Below are 16322 nucleotides of genomic sequence, written 5' to 3' on the forward strand. Positions count from 1 at the left end.
CGGATGGAGCCAATGAATGTTCGCTGCGGGCAGACCGGCCGGAGCCTGGCGGGTCTCTGTCTGAAAATACTGTCAAATATGGCAACGCTTTCAACATGGCCTGGAGCCCCTGTTGTTTATGAGCTTCAGCGGATAACCATCGACTGAAAGCACCGTGCCATTAATTCGAGAACAACTAACGGGCGACATAATACCACTTAAGATACCGTTGGTCGCGCTTGCTATATATGTCCATTCAGTCAGGAAATACATAGTTTGCACGTCAGTTCCAAAGCAACAAAAGTCGGTTTTGACTGGATTTGAAAGAAGGCCGGCGGTGCCCGAAGTTGTGCTTCCCGAGACACAGGCAAACCCTGAGGCCGACAGGAAAAAGGGCGGGCGATCAATGCTGATTATTTATATCGTTTTGTCGCTGACAGGTATGGACTATTCAATTACGACAATAGACTCGTGTGTCCGGTAACGCTCACTGCGCCACGGCGATGAGTCAGGCCTGGCCCGAGTAAGGCATTTGCGGCAAACGTTTGCTTGTCAGCGGCGACTGAATCGGGCTTTGACCGACCTGAAACGCCAGCGCTTCGATCAGCGAAGCCTGCTCGCTTTCATCCAGACTCAATTGTCCGGTCTTCTGATCAACCAGCTCAAGCTGCCAGGCCATCAGGGTGAAACAGTCCTGCAAGGCTTGCAGAGCCTGATCATTGAGGTCGACACGAGCATGATTGAGGTCAAGCAGGCTGTGGATGTGCAGGGAAAATTCTGAGATCGACTCCAACGCCAGAGCTTCCGCCCTGCGCGCAAGCTTGAGCAAGGTACTGAGCATGCACTCGATGGCGTCCTTGTCATTGCTGATCAATTGCAGATGGCTCAGGCATTCCTCGGACTTCGCCAAGAGTGTCTCAGCCTCGACAAGAAATTCGGGAAAGCGTTGTACCCAGTCTTTGCGGTCGATTGGCATGCTTATCTCCACAACGTCATGTCTGATGAAGGAATGCCGTGTGTGGCGACGATCATGAACCGTCGGCAGATCGCGCCCGGCCGTGCAAGTGCACAGACTGGGAGTTTCCAGAGGGTTTGTTGCCACTGAACTGCGATCGCACACAATAGCCTGACTCCGTTCATGCAATGAGAATGGCGTCACATTAATGGCTATTGGATACTGCGAATATCAGGTTGGGCCTGATTGTCCCTAGGGGAATCCCTTAGGTGCGGGAACCTATGACGCAAACCGAGGTCGCGCCGCAGATAAAAGTAGCAGATGAAAATCACTGCGCCAGTAAAGCATGATGTTAATGTGACATCAATGGCTGTTCATGGCATTTTTAACGGGCTCTTTATGGCAATCAAGAAGCGCCATGTGCAGCCGATAACCTCACATAAGTGAATTCATCAGAACAAGCCCAGGAGTCATTGATGGCCGGCATTCTCGACACGGTAGACCAACGCACGCAACTGGTGGGTGAGAATCGCCTGGAAATTCTCATGTTTCGACTGGCCGGGCGGCAGTTGTTTGCGATCAACGTGTTCAAGGTTCAGGAAGTGCTGCAACTGCCGAAGCTGACGCTGATGCCGCAGCGTCACCCGTTTGTCTGCGGTGTGGTCAACCTGCGCGGCCAGACCCTGCCGGTGATCGACCTGTCCCAGGCGATCGGCATGCGCCCCTTGGTGCCAGGGCCGAACAGCACGATCATCGTCACCGAATATAACCGTTCGGTGCAGGCCTTCCTGGTGGGCGGTGTCGATCGCATCGTCAACATGAACTGGGAAGCCATTCTGCCGCCACCGACCAGCGCCGGTCGCCAGCACTATCTGACAGCCATCAGCAAGGTCGACGATCAGTTGGTGGAAATCATCGACGTGGAAAAAGTCCTCGCCGAAATCGTCCCGTACAACGCCAAGGTCTCGCGCGACAAGCTTGACGATCCGGTGCTGGAACGCGCCCGTGGCCGAGAAGTGCTGCTGGTCGACGACTCCAACGTGGCGCTGTCGCAGCTGCGCGACACCCTCGGCCAGCTCGGGGTGAAAATGCACATTGCCAGCGACGGCCTCAAGGCACTGAACATGCTCAAGGCCTGGGCCGATACCGGCGTGCACATGACCGACAAACTGCTGATGATCTTCACCGACGCGGAAATGCCGGAAATGGACGGCTACCGTCTGACCACCGAAATTCGCAACGACCCGCGTCTGCGTGGCCTGTACGTGGTGCTGCACACCTCGCTGTCCGGCAGCTTCAACGATTCGATGGTGAAGAAGGTCGGCTGCGACAACTTCCTGTCCAAATTCCAGCCGGACAAACTGGTCGACGTGGTGCGTCAGCGTTTGATGCTCGACGAAGTCCCGGCCTGACCGTCATTGCGCTGGGGAGCGAGCCCGCTCGCTCCTGCAGTGGTTGCCCTTTGATTCCGTATTCAAGCTCGTATAGGGTGGCGGCTTCCACCACAAGGAGCTGGCCATGCTGCGTCTGAGCGCGCTTTATCGTTACCCGTTGAAATCCGGCAAGGGCGAAGTGCTGCAAAGCGCCGAACTGGACAAGCTGGGATTGGCGGGCGACCGACGCTGGATGCTGGTGGACGAGGCCAGCGGGCGATTCCTGACCCAGCGTGCCGAAGCGCGGATGAGCCAGCTCTCGGCGTTGGGGAATGCAGCGGGTGGCTTGAACCTTGCTGCCCCGGAACAGGGGATGATCGAAGTCGCCTTGCCTGCTGAAGAGGCCGAATTGCGCGGCGTAACGATCTGGCGCGACACCTTGCGTGTGCCGGACGCCGGCGAGGAAGCAGCGCGCTTCGTCAGCGATTTTCTTGGCAAGCCGACACGTCTGGTGTACATGCCGCTGGATCGCGCGCGCGCGACACAATCGGGTTTCGGCAAAGACGACGATCAAGTCGCCTTCGCCGACGGCTATCCGTTGCTATTGATTGGCGACGCTTCGCTACAGGACCTTTCCGGCAAGGTCGGGCGCTCGCTGGAGATGCTGCGCTTTCGCCCGAATCTGGTGATCGAAGGCAGCGCGGCTTACGCTGAAGATGGCTGGAAGCGTATTCGCGTCGGCGATATCGAGTTTCGCGTGGTCAAGCCGTGCTCGCGCTGCATCATGACCACCGTCGACCCGCAAACCGGCGAGCGCAGTGCCGATCGCGAGCCGTTCGCCACCCTGCAAAAGCATCGGGCCACGGCCGATGGTGCGATGTTCGGGCAGAACCTGGTCAATGACAGTAACGGTTGCCTCGAAGTCGGGATGCCGGTGGAAATTCTCGAATAAATCTGCACGCAAATAAAAATGCCCGCGTTTTAAACGCGGGCATTTTTTTGCGCTGGATTGAACCGCCGTATCAGCCGCGATATTCGCACAGGTAAGCAGTGTCGACCGCGACCTTGAGCTGGAACTTGCTGTTGGCTGGCACGTTGAACTGGCTGCCGGCGGCGAAGGTTTCCCAGTCGCTGCTGTCCGGCAGCTTGACGGTCAGGGCGCCCGACACGACATGCATGATTTCACGCTGGCTGGTGCCGAATTCGTATTCGCCCGGGGCCATGACGCCGATGGTCGCCGGACCTTCAGCGGTGCCAAAGGCGATCGACTTGACGGTGCCGTCGAAGTACTCGTTGACTTTAAACATGGGCGATTCCTCGAAAAGGGCTGAAAAGGGGCCGGCCAGTATGCCCAAGGCGTTCAGCCTCGTCACGTCTCTAAATCGGTAACACCAGTGGCAATAACCGCGCCGTGTTGCGCGCGTCCTCCAGCGCCCGATGCTGCTGACCGCTGAATTGCAGACCGGCCAGCTGCAGCGCACCGTTGAGGCCCAGCGGCCGCTCCAGGCGCCGGGCCTTGGCGAAGCGCTGCTTGAGGTTCATGTGCGGCACCCGGCTGAGGCCACTGTCGATGTGCAGTCGCTGCCATTCCTGCAGCAATTGCTTGCGATCGTAATCGCCCCAGCTGACCCAGCCTTCGAGGCGCGATTGATGCTGGGCCAGCCAGCGCTCGAACGCCGGCCAGACGTCGTGCAGCGGTTGCGCGGCATCGATATTGGCCTGGGTGATGTGCGTCAGTTCGCGACAGAACGGGGTGAGCAACGGCCGCCGCGTCGGTTTGACGAAGCGCTGGAAATGATCCTGCTCGCGTCCGGCGCGATCGACGAGGGTCGCACCGATCTCGATAATTTCCATTTCGGTGACCGGCCAGCCACCCTCATCGGTGGTGGCTTCCAGATCAATGACCAGCCAGTGGGGCATCGCAGGGTTCCTGATTTTCGCGTTCTGATATCTCAGAGCGTAGTCAAAACCCGCATCGGTGTGTGGGCGACTACTCGACCTGCAACAGAACCTGACGATTTTTTACCTGATCGCCAACCTTGACCTGCACCCGCTTGAGCACGCCGTCGATGCCGGCCTTGAGCGGGTGCTCCATTTTCATTGCCTCCAGTACCACCAGCAACTGACCTTTGCTGACCGCGCTGCCTTCGCTGACCAGGACGTCGACGATGGCGCCGTCCATCGGCGCTTTCAAGGTGCCGGAGCTGACGCTGGTCTGACTGTCGATCACCGCATGAGTTCGATCCTCCAGCCGCAGACTGCCCGGATGGCTGAACAGCCAGAGCTGTGCGCCCGCCAGTTGACAGGCGTGGCGCTGGCGCACGCCATTGACGGCCAGCGTCAGCGAATGCGCGTCGAGGTCGATGAGTTGCAGATCGAGCGTGCGTTCACCGACGCTGACCTGAAAAATGTCTGGCCCTTGAGCGTGCAGTTGCAGCGTCCAGTTCTGCTCATCGAAGCCGAGGCGGTAAGTCAGCGGTACGCTGGCGTTGTTGCGCCAGCCGCTCAGCGGCGCTCGGTGCTGGCGTGCGCTGGTCTGATAGAACAGCAGCGCCGCAATCGCCAGTTCCTCGGCGCTGGGCACGTAACGATGCAGGTCGGGGTGATCGCTGAAATGCCGGGCAATGAAGGCGGTACTGAATTCACCGCTGACGAATTGTTCATGCTGCAACAGGCTGGCGAGCAGACGCTGATTACTGTGCACGCCTAACAGCACAGTGTCCTGGACCGCGCGCAACAGCTTGCGCCGCGCCTCTTCCCGGGTGGCGCCATGGGCGATCAGTTTGCCCAGCATGGGGTCATAGAATGGGCTGACCGCTTGCCCTTCGAGCAAGCCGTGATCTATCCGCGCACCGTGGCCGAGCGCTGGCTCCCAAGCCTCGATACGCCCGGTCTGCGGAAGAAAATCCTGCGTCGGATCTTCGGCGTACAGCCGCACTTCCATGGCATGGCCATTGAGTTGCACCTGATCCTGAGTCAGCGGCAGTGGCTGGCCTTCGGCAATCTGTAATTGCCACGCCACCAGATCGACACCGGTGATCAGTTCGGTGACCGGATGCTCGACCTGAAGTCGTGTGTTCATTTCCAGAAAATAAAACTGCCCTCGCGCGTCGAGCAGAAACTCCACGGTGCCGGCGCCGACATAATTCACCGCGCGGCCGGCCTTCAACGCTGCTTCACCCATGGCTTGGCGCAACTCGGCGGTCATGACCGGGCAGGGCGCTTCTTCGATGACTTTCTGATGGCGCCGCTGGATCGAACAGTCGCGTTCGCCAAGGTAGATCAGGTTGCCGTGATGGTCGCCGAACAGCTGCACTTCGACATGCCGGGGTTCGACCACGGCCTGTTCGAGAATCAATTCGTCGCTACCAAAACCGTTCAACGCTTCCGAACGTGCGGTGCGCAGTTGCGCCGGCAGTTCAGCCGCGTTGTGCACCAGGCGCATGCCGCGCCCGCCACCGCCGGCACTGGCCTTGATCATCAACGGGTAGCCGATGCGCTCGGCTTCGCGCAACAAGGTCGCGTCGCCTTGCGCAGCGCCCTGATAGCCGGCGATGCACGGCACGCCGGCGTCGAGCATGGCGAGCTTCGACAGGCGTTTGCTGCCCATCAGTTCGATGGCTTCGACGCTGGGGCCGATGAAGGTCAGCCCGGCCCGTTGGCAGGCGCGGGCGAATTCGGCGTTTTCCGAGAGAAAGCCATAGCCGGGATGGATCGCGTCGGCGCCGCTGCGGCGGGCGGCGTCGAGGATTGCCGGGATGTTCAGGTAGGACTGCTGCACCGGGGGCGGGCCGATGCGCACGGCCTGATCGGCCATCTTCACGTGCAGCGCATCGGCGTCGGCATCGCTGTAGACCGCAACGGTGCGGTAGCCGAGGGCCTGGGCGGTGCGCTGGATGCGGCAGGCGATTTCACCGCGGTTGGCGATGAGGATTTTCTGGAGGGTTGGCATGGGCTGTTTCCTCGGAAGTTGCGTTGCATGTGCTGGCCTCATCGCTGGCAAGCCAGCTCCCACAGGTTTTGTTAACGACGCAAATTCCCTGTGGGAGCTGGCTTGCCAGCGATGCTTTTAGATAGCCCACCGCGGTTTACGCTTTTGCATGAAAGCCAGGGTGCCCTCGATCCCTTCTTCGCCCGTCACCGCCTCGCTGAACCACTGCGCGGCCTGATCAAGCAATTCACTCGACGGCTGCCCGGCACTGGCCAGCAGCAACTTTTTGGTCACGGCATTCGCCTGCGGCGCGCAACGCAGCACTTGCTGCAGCACCTCATCCAGTCGTTCGGCCAACGCCTGCGCATCGCGCTCGACAAAATGCACCAGCCCCAGTTGCTGAGCCTGATCGCCATCGAAACGCGCTGCGGTCAGGGCCAGGCGCCGGGTTTCGCTAAGGCCGATGCGCTGCACCACAAACGGCGCGATTTGCGCCGGGATAACGCCGAGACTGGTCTCCGGCAAGCCGAATTGCGCCTGATGGTCGGCTATCGCGACATCGCTGACGCAGGCCAGCCCGAAACCACCGCCGAGCACCGCGCCTTGCAGCACCGTAATCAACACCTGCGGCGCGTGCTGCGCCTCTTCGAGCAAGGCGCCAAAGGCCCGGTTCAACTCGCGATAAGCCTCGCCACCCTGAGCACGGGCGCTGGCCATGTCCTTGATATCGCCACCGGCACAGAAATGCCCGCCGGCGCCGCTGAGCACCAGCGCGCGAACATCGCGCTCATCGCGGACGGCGGCGAATACCGCGCGCAATTCGCTGACCATTTGCAGGCTCATCGCATTGCGGTTGTCCGGCCGATTCAGAGTGACGTGCAGTACACCGCCATGCAGTTCCAGCAGCAGCGTCTGGCACTCAGGCAGGCGGTTCATTTCTTTTTCCCCGGCAGGATGCCCATCAGCTTGCAGATGATTCCCAGCATGATTTCATCGGCACCGCCGCCGATCGATACCAGCCGCACATCGCGATAGGCGCGGGCCACCGGGTTGTCCCACATGAAGCCCATGCCGCCCCAATATTGCAGGCAGCTGTCGCTGACCTCACGGCCGAGCCGACCGGCCTTGAGCTTGGCCATCGACGCCAGCCGCGTAACGTCCTGACCTTTGATGTATTGCTCGGTGGCCTGATAGACCAGCGCGCGCAGGCACTCGATTTCGGTTTGCAACTCGGCGAGGCGAAAGTGAATCACCTGATTGTCGATCAGCGCATTGCCGAAGGTCTTGCGCTCCTTGCAATACTCGATGGTGCTGTCAACGCAATACTCCAGGCCCTTGATCATATTGGCCGCGCCGAACAGGCGTTCCTCCTGAAACTGCAGCATCTGCATCATGAAACCGGCGCCTTCGTGGCCGATGCGGTTGCGCTGTGGCACGCGCACGTTGTCGAAAAACACCTGAGCGGTTTCCGAACTACGCATGCCGAGCTTGTCCAGATGCGAACTGAGACTGATGCCGGGCGTGTTCATCGGCACCATGATCAGCGACTTGTTGATGTGCGGCTTGTCATCCGACGTGTTGGCCAGCAGGCAGATGAAGTCGGCGCTCGGCGAGTTGGTGATCCACATCTTGCTGCCGTTGATCACGTAGTCGTCGCCGTCCTTGCGCGCCGTGGTCTTCAGCCCGGCGACGTCGGAGCCGGCGCCGACTTCGGAGACGCCGATGCAGCCGACCTGCTCACCGCTGATCGCCGGCCGCAGAAATTCTTCGCGCAATTCATCGGAGCCGAAGCGGGCCAACGCCGGGGTACACATGTCGGTCTGCACGCCAATCGACATCGGAATGCCGCCGCAATGAATGGTGCCGAACTCCTCGGCGGCGACGATCGAATAGCTGTAATCGAGGCCCATGCCGCCAAATTTTTCCGGTTTGGAAATCCCCAGCAAACCCAGTTCGCCGGCCTGCCGGAAGATCTCGTGGATCGGAAAGCGTCCGGCCTTTTCCCATTCGTCGACGTGCGGGTTGATCTGATTGTCGACGAACTGGCGGACGGTACGGCGCAGCGCTTCGTGTTCCGGGGTGAAGATCATTGTTCTTGTTCTCCGTAAGATCCGTGGCGGTCAGAAGCGGCTGACGCCGAAGCTGTTGGGTTGCAGCGTACGAATGTCGGCTTCGTGGCAAATGTCCAGCAGATAGCCGAGCAGGGTGCGCGTGTCGCGCGGATCGATCAGCCCGTCGTCCCACAGGTTGGCGCTGCCGTAGAGCGCCGTGGACTGGCTGTCGAGTTTCTGCGCGGTGACCTGTTCGAGCATGTCGAGCATTTTCGGGTCCGGTACCAGGCCGTCTTTCAGCTGCTTGGCTTCGGTGACGATGCGCAACACCTTGCCGGCCTGCGCGCCGCCCATCACTGCGGTGCGGCTGTTCGGCCAGGCAAAAATGAAGCGTGGATCGAGACCGCGTCCGCACATCGCATAATTGCCGGCACCGTAGGAGCCACCGACCACCAACGTCAGTTTCGGCACCCGTGCATTGGCCACCGCTTGAATCAGTTTCGAGCCGTGTTTGATCACGCCTTGTTGTTCCGATTCGGTGCCGACCATGAAGCCGGTGGTGTTGTGGAAAAACAGCAGCGGGATCTGGCTCTGGTCGCATAGCTGGATGAACTGCGCCGCTTTGCTCGCACCGTTCGGGGTGATCGGGCCGTTATTGCCGATGAAGCCGCAGGCGCGGCCCTGAATCTTCAAATGGCCGCACAACGTCTGCTGATCGTATTCGCCCTTGAACTCGACGAAGTCCGATTCGTCAGCGATGCGCGCAATGATTTCGCGCACGTCGTAGGGCTTTTTCGGATCGTCCGGGATCAGCCCGAGCAATTCGTCGATGGGGTAGAGCGGCTCTTTGTATTGCGGTTCCGGCCGCCACGGCAGTTGTTCGTTCCACGGCAGCATGCGCAGGATGTCACGCACCTGGCGCACGCCATCGGCATCGTTTTCGGCCAGGTACTCGGCGGTCCCGGCGACCTGCGCGTGCATCTCGGCGCCGCCGAGTTCTTCGTCGGAGGCGACTTCACCGGTGGCGGCCTTGAGCAGCGGCGGCCCGGCGAGAAACAGCTTGGCCTTGCCGCGCACCACCACCACATAGTCCGACAAACCGGGTTGATAAGCGCCGCCAGCGGTTGCCGAGCCATGCACCACAGTGATCTGCGGCAAACCCAGCGCCGACAGCCGCGCCTGATTGGCAAAACTGCGCGCGCCCTCGACGAAAATCTCCGCGGCGTAATTGAGGTTGGCACCGCCGCTTTCGGCGAGGGTGATCATCGGCAGTTTGTTTTCCAGGGCGATCTGTTGCAGGCGCAGGGATTTTTTCAGGCCGCTGGGCGAGATCGTCCCGCCTTTGATCGCGCTGTTGTTCGCCACCACCATCGCGCGAATGCCGCAGACGTAACCGATGCCGGCGATCAAGCCGCCACCGGCCGCGCTGCCATCCTTGTCATCGTGCAGTTTGTAGCCGGCCAGACTCGCCAGCTCCAGAAACGGCGCGCCGGGGTCGAGCAGCAGGTTCAGGCGTTCGCGTGGCAACAATTGCCCGCGCTGATCGAACTTCGCCTTGGCTTCGGCGGCCTTGTTCAGCAGGTTCTGTTCCAGCTGTTGCACGTGTTCGATGGCAGCGAGCATCGCCGCACGGTTGCGCGCGAAGGGTTCGCTGTGCGGGTCGAGTTGCGACTGGATCTGCGCCATGACTTATTCCTTGTCCTTGAGGACGTCAGGCAAGTACGCCCGATGAAATCCGTTGAACGACTCGCTGTGCGTGGCTTTATGCAGCGGCCATGCGCGACTGCCGAGGCTGGCCGCGCCGTCGATTTTCAAGGTGCTGCCACTGATGAACGCCGCCGCCGGGCTGAGCAGAAACACGATCGCTGCGCTGACTTCCGATTCGGTGCCGATGCGCTTGAGCGGCACATGCTCGCGCAGGGTCGGAATCACCGCTTTGAACGCGCCCTGGTAAGTGTCCATGCCGCTGGAAGCGATCCAGCCTGGCGCCACTGCGTTGACCCGCACCCCGGCGTAACCCCACTCGAAGGCCGCAGTCTTGGTGAAATTGTCCATGCCCGAGCGCGCTGCGCCGGAATGGCCCATGCCGGGCATGCCACCCCACATGTCGGCGAGCATGTTGACGATGTTGCCGCCGTGTTTGCTCATCGACTGATTGAACACTTCCCGGGCCATCAGAAATCCACCGACCAGATTGGTCCGCAGCACGGTTTCGAAACCTTTCTGATTGATCGAAGCCAGCGGCGACGGATACTGGCCACCGGCATTGTTGACCAGACCGTGGATCGGCCCGTGTTCGGCGATCAGCTCACTGACCAGCAGTTTTACCGCTTCTTCATCGCGGATATCGCAGGCCTGCCAGTGCGCACGGCCACCGTCCTCGGCGATTTCGGCGGCGACGCGTTCGAGCTTTTCAGGCTTGCGCCCGACCAGCAGCACGTTAGCGCCGAGCGCGGCCAGTTCATGCGCGGTGCAGCGGCCGATGCCGCTGCCGCCACCGGTGACGATAATGCTCTGGCCGCTGAACAGCCCGGCCTGGAAAATCGATGCGTAGGCCATGAAGCTCAACCTCTAGTCGAGTTGTTCGGCGATGCTCTGCGGCACCGGTATGCGGATTTCCAGCAGTTGCTGGGCGAAGGCCTTGCCTTGCGGGTCGATGCGCAGACTGGCGACACCGCCGCCGCCGAGGGCGTTTTCCAGCAGGAAGTTAAGGCTGTGGGTGCCGGGCAGGTACCAGCGCTCGACCCGCCCGTCATGCGGATCGAGCACATGGCCCATCCAGTCTGCGACCACCGCTGGCGTCAGCGCTGCGGCGATCCACGGCAGGTATTCGGGCTTGCGTGGCATGACGCCGATGTTGCTGTGGTTGCCTTTGTCGCCGGAACGCGCCACGGCGAGTTTTACCAGCGGCACATCGGTATCGGCGCGGCCCTGCGGTTCGGGTGGTTGATGGGGCAGGGCTGAGATCGGGGTTTGTGCTACGGCGGGCGTGGGCAGGCTGCACGGATGGCGTTCGCCAGCCATCTCGACTTGCAACGTGCAGGCATTTTTATCGATCAGAAACGAGAACAGGCGGATCAGCGGATACACCGTCGGACGGCCGCCGACGATACCGGTCAACCCCGGCGCCATGCCGGTCGCGGCCTGAGCGATCTCCTTGGAGAACAGCACCAGCGCTCGTTTATCCGGGTGACGTACGGCAATTTTGATCACCACTTCGCGGCTGTCCTGACGCTGACCGTGCGGGCCGTAAGTGGCCTCGCTGCCAAGCAGTTCAACATGGGTTTCGCTGTAGGGCGCCCAGCCGCGCTGGCTGAACATTTCTGCGGTTTTGTCGATGATCGCCTGACTGACGCGCCGCGCCTTGGCGACCGCATCGATGCCGGCGATCAGGCAACTGGCGGTGCAGCGAAAACCGTCCGGACAGGTGGCGCTGACCTTGTATTGATCGCTGGGCGGCAAGCCTTTGGCGCCATGGACATGAACGGCGTTTTTGCCGTGTTGCTGAAGCCTGACTTGAGTGAAATCGCAGATCACATCGGGCAATAAATAAGCCTGTGGATCGCCGATTTCATACAGCATCTGCTCGCCGACGGTCAGCGGTGTGATCAGGCCGCCGCTGCCTTCGGGTTTGCTGACGATGAACTGGCTGTCGGCGCTGACTTCGACGATCGGAAAACCGATGTGTTCGTAATCCGGCACGTCGCGCCAGTCGGTGAAGTTGCCGCCGCTGCATTGCGCGCCGCATTCGATGATGTGCCCGGCCAGTGCGGCTTGGGCCAGTTTGTCGTAGTCGTGCCACGACCAGCCGAACTCATGCACCAGCGCCGCGCTGACCACGGCGCTGTCGACCACCCGGCCAGTGATGACGATATCGGCGCCGAGCTTCAGCGCTTCGACGATGCCCGGCGCGCCGAGGTAGGCATTGGTCGACACGCACAGCGGCGGCAGTGGGGCGCCAGTGAACATTTCAGTGATACCGCTGAGCTGGCGCAGTTGAGGCTGCAGGTCATCGCCAAGCAGCACAGCGATCTTCAGCGCGACGCCGGCGCGCTCACACGCGGCTTGCAGGGCGGCCGCGCAGGCCTGCGGATTGACCCCGCCGGCGTTGCTGATGACGCGGATATTTTGCTCGGCCAATTGCGCCAGCAGCGGTGTCAGCACTTCGATGAAATCGCTGGCGTACCCGGCCTGCGGGTCTTTCATGCGCGCGCCGGCCATGATCGACATCGTGATCTCGGCCAGATAATCAAACACCAGATAATCCAGGCGTCCGCCGGCCACCAATTGCGCGGCGGCAGTTGACGTATCGCCCCAGAAGGCGCTGGCGCATCCGATCCGCACGGTACTTGGCATTTTTATCTCCGACTCAGCGATCTGCGACAGAAGTGTCTGGAGGCTACCAAGCAAGCGCTTGGTTTGTAAACACTTGAAACTATCTTCTGCCCAAGCGCTTGCTTGGTTGCCGCTGGCGGCTTAAATTGCGCGCAACCCTGCGGTTTCAGGGGGCAACACACTGATCGACTGTAGGAGAGAACGGGTGGACGAGCAAAAAGCCCTGAGGGTCATGCGTGATTTGGTCGACAGCGGCCAGTTGACCGATCCCGACAGCGCCCGCGGCAAATTGCTGCAAGTGGCGGCTCACCTGTTCCGCAACAAAGGCTACGAACGCACCACCGTGCGTGATCTGGCCGGCGCGGTCGGCATCCAGTCGGGGAGCATTTTTCATCACTTCAAAAGCAAGGACGAAATCCTGCGCGCGGTGATGGAAGAAACCATTCGCTACAACACCGCTTTGATGCGCGCGGCACTGGCCGATGCCGCCAATGTCCGCGAGCGTGTGCTGGCGCTGATCCGCTGTGAATTGCAGTCGATCATGGGCGGCAGCGGCGAGGCCATGGCGGTGCTGGTCTATGAGTGGCGCTCGCTGTCCGAAGAAGGCCAGGCCAAAGTGCTGGCGCTGCGCGATATCTACGAAGAAATCTGGTTGCAAGTACTGGGTGAAGCCAAGGACGCCGGCTTCATCCGTGGCGATGTTTTTATTACCCGACGTTTCCTGACCGGCGCACTGTCCTGGACCACCACCTGGTTCCGTGCTGGCGGCAGTTTGAGCCTCGATCAGTTGGCCGACGAAGCGTTGATTCTGGTCCTCGAAGAGCGTTGAGCCACTTTCTATCCGGCCGGGAAACTGGCTAACTGGGCGAAACCGCCTAGCTTGAATGCATTGATCGGTATTTTTTCGGGGAGTGGGGTGTTTTGAAGTCTTTGCCAATTCGGACCGTCGCGGGGTTGATGCTCGCAGCGCTGGCTGCATTATGGGTATTGCCCGCTCAGGCCGCGCAATTGGTCCGGGTCGGCGCGGCGCATTTTCCGCCCTACACCATTCGCCCGGAAAACGGCGCCGACACCGGTCTGCTGCCGCAACTGGTCGAGGCGCTGAATCGCCTGCAAAGCGACTATCAGTTCGTCCTGGTGCCCACTTCGATTCCTCGGCGTTTCGGTGATTTCAAGCAGGGCCGGATCGACATGGCGATCTTCGAGAACCCTGAATGGGGCTGGAAAGACATACCCCACAGCGACGTCGACATGGGCCTTGAAGATGCCGAGATTTTCGTCGCGCAACGTGCAGACGGCCGTCAGCAGAACTACTTCGCCGACCTCAAAGGCAAGCGCCTGGCGCTGTTCAGCGGCTATCACTACGAGTTTGCCGCCTTCAACGCCGACCCCAAATACCTGGCCCAGCACTTCAACGCCACACTGACCTACTCCCACGACAGCAACCTGCTGATGGTGCTGCGCTCGCGCGCCGATATCGCCCTGGTGACCCGCTCGTACCTGAGCGATTACCTGCTGCGTAACGAGAAGGTCCGTGATGAACTGCTGGTCTCGCAGCGCGTCGATCAGATCTACCACCACTATGCGATTCTGCGCCCGACGGCGCCGATCAGCGGCGTGGCCTTCGGCAAGCTGTTGCAGGCGCTTCGCGACAACGGCGAAATGCTGAAGATTTTCGATCCGTACAAAATCGCCGTGGTGCCGGTGCTCAATCGCTGAGCGCCATTTGCGCTGAAAGGCTAAATTTCCGCCTGCCGCTCACGTCACATCGTCTAACTGTCGACGATTATCGTGAGCCCGCCCCATGTCCAATCTGAATGACCTGACTGCCCTGGCTTTGCCCTCGGGCAGCCGCCTGATCGCTGATGCCAGCGAAAGCCGTTTGAGCCTGAGCCTTGACGGCCAGCCGCTGATTCGCCTGCGCCTTGATCGCGACGCGAAGGGCCCGATCCAGATCGATGAGCGCTTTGCGTTGCCGCCCGGGCAAGCGCTGTGGGCGGCCTGTTACTGGCTGTTTGCGCGTGATCCGGCGTGCCAGCAACTGACCTGGCAACTGGATCAGCCACCGACCGAAGCCTTGCTCAGCGGTTTGTTGATCGGTACCGAGGTGGCCGGCGAATATCGCTGCGAACGCGCGCTGTTCTGGCAACTGCCGCAGCCCTGGCTCGGAACATCGCTGACCGGCAGTTATCCGCAACAAATGATCATCAGCCAAGGCAAGCGCCATCCACGGCGCCCGGTCAAACCGCGCGGTGAGGTCTATCGGCGTTTCGACGCACGGCTCGGCGCCTGGATTTCCTTGCGAACCGTGGAAATCGAAGAGGATTTGCCGCGTTTCAACCGCTGGCAGAACAGCCCGCGGGTGGCCAGCTTCTGGCAGGAGGAGGGCAGCCTCGACAAGCACCGCGAGTACCTGAGCAAACTCGAGGCTGACCCGCACACGCTGACCTTGATCGGCTGCTTCGACGATCAGCCGTTTGCCTATTTCGAAGCCTATTGGGCCAAGGAGGATCGCATCGCACCGTTCTACGACGCCGATGATTACGATCGCGGCATCCACATGCTGGTCGGCGAGGAGGACCACCGCGGCCCGCACAAAGTGGCGAGCTGGTTATCGGCGCTGGTGCATTACCTGTTTCTCGATGATCCGCGCACGCAACGGGTGGTCGCCGAGCCGCGCGCCGACAACGCGAAGATGATCGGCCACATGCACAACCAGTGTTTTCACTGCGAGAAGGAATTCGATTTTCCGCACAAGCGCGCGGCGCTGATGATTCTGGGGCGTGAGCGGTTTTTTGATCGGTGCAGGTTGGCGTGATGATCTGGCTTCAGGATTTCTGTGATCTTGAGGCCGCCTTCGCGAGCAGGCTCGCTCCCACATGGATTCTGCGTACACAGATCCAATGTGGGAGCGAGCCTGCTCGCGAATGGCTTGACGCAAAATCTGAATCTTAACGACGACCCACAACCACCGCATCCCGCCGACTGCCCGAAACCTTGCGGCAGTGCACCAGCGCATCACGAATCATGAAGTTGACCAGAGTCGGCGAGACGCCGAGTTCCTTGGCGATGTCCTTTTGCGGCACGCCGTGCAGGCGATACATTTCGAACGCATAGCGCGTACGGCTGGGCAGTTCGGTCAGGGCGTCGGCGATGTTTTCCAGGGTCGAGAAATTGATGTGCGAGGTTTCCGGCGAAGCACCCTGGATGACCACATTCAGCCCTTCCTCTTCAGGGCCGGAGTATTTCTGCTCGAGCGCCTGTTTGCGGTAGTGATCGATGGCGAGGTTGCGCACGATCTGGAACAGATAACTCAGTTGCGCCTTGATCGACGAGGTGATCGGTGGCGCCGATTGCAGGCGGAAAAACGCATCCTGCACCACGTCCTCGGCGCGCGAGCGACAACCGGTAATGCGCGCGGCGATCTTGACCAGAATCAGCCGATTGTCGACGAATGCCTGAAGTAGCGGTGAATCGCACCTGCTTGTGGATACTTGTTCCGTCATGGAAATCACCTTGCTGCCAAATTGGTTAGTGGGACGCCCCTGGGGGCAGGGCTGTCCTACACATCGAGCGACAAATTATGTTGAATGATAATGATTGTCAATTGAGAAAGAGAACTAATGCTGCAAGCAAGTGTGTTTTGCGAACTGCGACACGCCGCCGCACCCCAGCCCCGTTGAGGGGCGCGTCTGTCG

Annotated in this window: 15 protein-coding genes; 5 read left to right on the forward strand and 10 right to left on the reverse strand. The window is 60.7% G+C overall.

Features of this window, described 5'->3' with window-relative positions; genetic code table 11:
* Positions 1-487: 487 nt before the first annotated feature.
* Positions 488-955, reverse strand: coding sequence for a hypothetical protein (locus M0746_RS05995; protein WP_258448482.1), 468 nt, complete (start codon positions 953-955; stop codon positions 488-490).
* A gap of 455 nt (positions 956-1410) precedes the next feature.
* On the opposite strand from M0746_RS05995, the gene M0746_RS06000 reads away from it, so the two are divergent.
* Both M0746_RS06000 and M0746_RS06005 read left to right on the forward strand, forming a co-directional pair.
* The gene (locus M0746_RS06000; RefSeq protein ID WP_090284879.1) at positions 1411-2346 is read left to right on the forward strand and encodes a chemotaxis protein CheV; all 936 of its coding nucleotides are present in this window, start codon (positions 1411-1413) and stop codon (positions 2344-2346) included.
* 106 nt (positions 2347-2452) lie between these two features.
* Entirely contained in the window at positions 2453-3259 is an 807-nt protein-coding gene (locus tag M0746_RS06005; RefSeq protein WP_258448483.1) for an MOSC domain-containing protein, read from the forward strand.
* 70 nt (positions 3260-3329) lie between these two features.
* On the opposite strand, the gene ppnP is transcribed toward M0746_RS06005, so the two are convergent.
* From ppnP to M0746_RS06045, 8 genes are all read right to left on the reverse strand, one after another.
* Entirely contained in the window at positions 3330-3614 is a 285-nt protein-coding gene (ppnP, locus tag M0746_RS06010) for a pyrimidine/purine nucleoside phosphorylase (RefSeq protein WP_007940055.1), read from the reverse strand.
* A gap of 70 nt (positions 3615-3684) precedes the next feature.
* Positions 3685-4227 carry an exonuclease domain-containing protein gene (locus tag M0746_RS06015; RefSeq protein WP_208940337.1) on the reverse strand — a complete coding sequence of 181 codons (543 nt, stop codon included), beginning with the start codon at positions 4225-4227 and terminating at the stop codon, positions 3685-3687.
* A 70-nt stretch (positions 4228-4297) separates the two neighbouring features.
* Entirely contained in the window at positions 4298-6259 is a 1962-nt protein-coding gene (locus tag M0746_RS06020; protein ID WP_258448484.1) for an acetyl/propionyl/methylcrotonyl-CoA carboxylase subunit alpha, read from the reverse strand.
* A gap of 117 nt (positions 6260-6376) precedes the next feature.
* The gene (locus tag M0746_RS06025) at positions 6377-7174 is read right to left on the reverse strand and encodes an enoyl-CoA hydratase/isomerase family protein (protein ID WP_258448485.1); all 798 of its coding nucleotides are present in this window, start codon (positions 7172-7174) and stop codon (positions 6377-6379) included.
* Positions 7171-8328 (reverse strand): citronellyl-CoA dehydrogenase, encoded by a 1158-nt coding sequence (gene atuD, locus M0746_RS06030; protein ID WP_258448486.1) that lies wholly within the window; start codon positions 8326-8328, stop codon positions 7171-7173. The genes M0746_RS06025 and atuD overlap by 4 nt, the downstream gene beginning before the upstream one ends.
* Before the next feature lie 30 nt (positions 8329-8358).
* Positions 8359-9975, reverse strand: a complete 1617-nt coding sequence (atuC, locus tag M0746_RS06035) for a geranyl-CoA carboxylase subunit beta (RefSeq protein WP_258448487.1) — start codon at positions 9973-9975, stop codon at positions 8359-8361.
* A 3-nt stretch (positions 9976-9978) separates the two neighbouring features.
* Positions 9979-10848, reverse strand: a complete 870-nt coding sequence (locus M0746_RS06040; protein WP_258448488.1) for an SDR family oxidoreductase — start codon at positions 10846-10848, stop codon at positions 9979-9981.
* A gap of 12 nt (positions 10849-10860) precedes the next feature.
* Positions 10861-12645, reverse strand: a complete 1785-nt coding sequence (locus M0746_RS06045; RefSeq protein WP_258448489.1) for an acyclic terpene utilization AtuA family protein — start codon at positions 12643-12645, stop codon at positions 10861-10863.
* Positions 12646-12829: 184 nt separating this feature from the next.
* Here M0746_RS06045 and M0746_RS06050 point away from each other — a divergent pair, with 184 nt between their 5' ends.
* The 3 genes from M0746_RS06050 (at position 12830) to M0746_RS06060 (ending at position 15442) form a co-directional block, all read left to right on the forward strand.
* Positions 12830-13453, forward strand: a complete 624-nt coding sequence (locus tag M0746_RS06050; protein WP_258448490.1) for a TetR/AcrR family transcriptional regulator — start codon at positions 12830-12832, stop codon at positions 13451-13453.
* Between the two features lie 92 nt (positions 13454-13545).
* Complete coding sequence (locus M0746_RS06055) at positions 13546-14343, forward strand: substrate-binding periplasmic protein (protein WP_258448491.1); 798 nt, start codon at positions 13546-13548, stop codon at positions 14341-14343.
* Between the two features lie 85 nt (positions 14344-14428).
* The gene (locus M0746_RS06060) at positions 14429-15442 is read left to right on the forward strand and encodes a GNAT family N-acetyltransferase (protein ID WP_258448492.1); all 1014 of its coding nucleotides are present in this window, start codon (positions 14429-14431) and stop codon (positions 15440-15442) included.
* A 133-nt stretch (positions 15443-15575) separates the two neighbouring features.
* Here M0746_RS06060 and M0746_RS06065 read toward each other — a convergent pair whose 3' ends face one another.
* Positions 15576-16130: an RNA polymerase factor sigma-70 gene (locus tag M0746_RS06065; protein WP_208940347.1), complete on the reverse strand. Its 555-nt coding sequence runs from the start codon at positions 16128-16130 to the stop codon at positions 15576-15578.
* Positions 16131-16322 lie beyond the last annotated feature (192 nt).

This window comes from Pseudomonas sp. S11P7 (assembly GCF_023195435.1).
GTDB lineage: Bacteria > Pseudomonadota > Gammaproteobacteria > Pseudomonadales > Pseudomonadaceae > Aquipseudomonas > Aquipseudomonas fluorescens_G.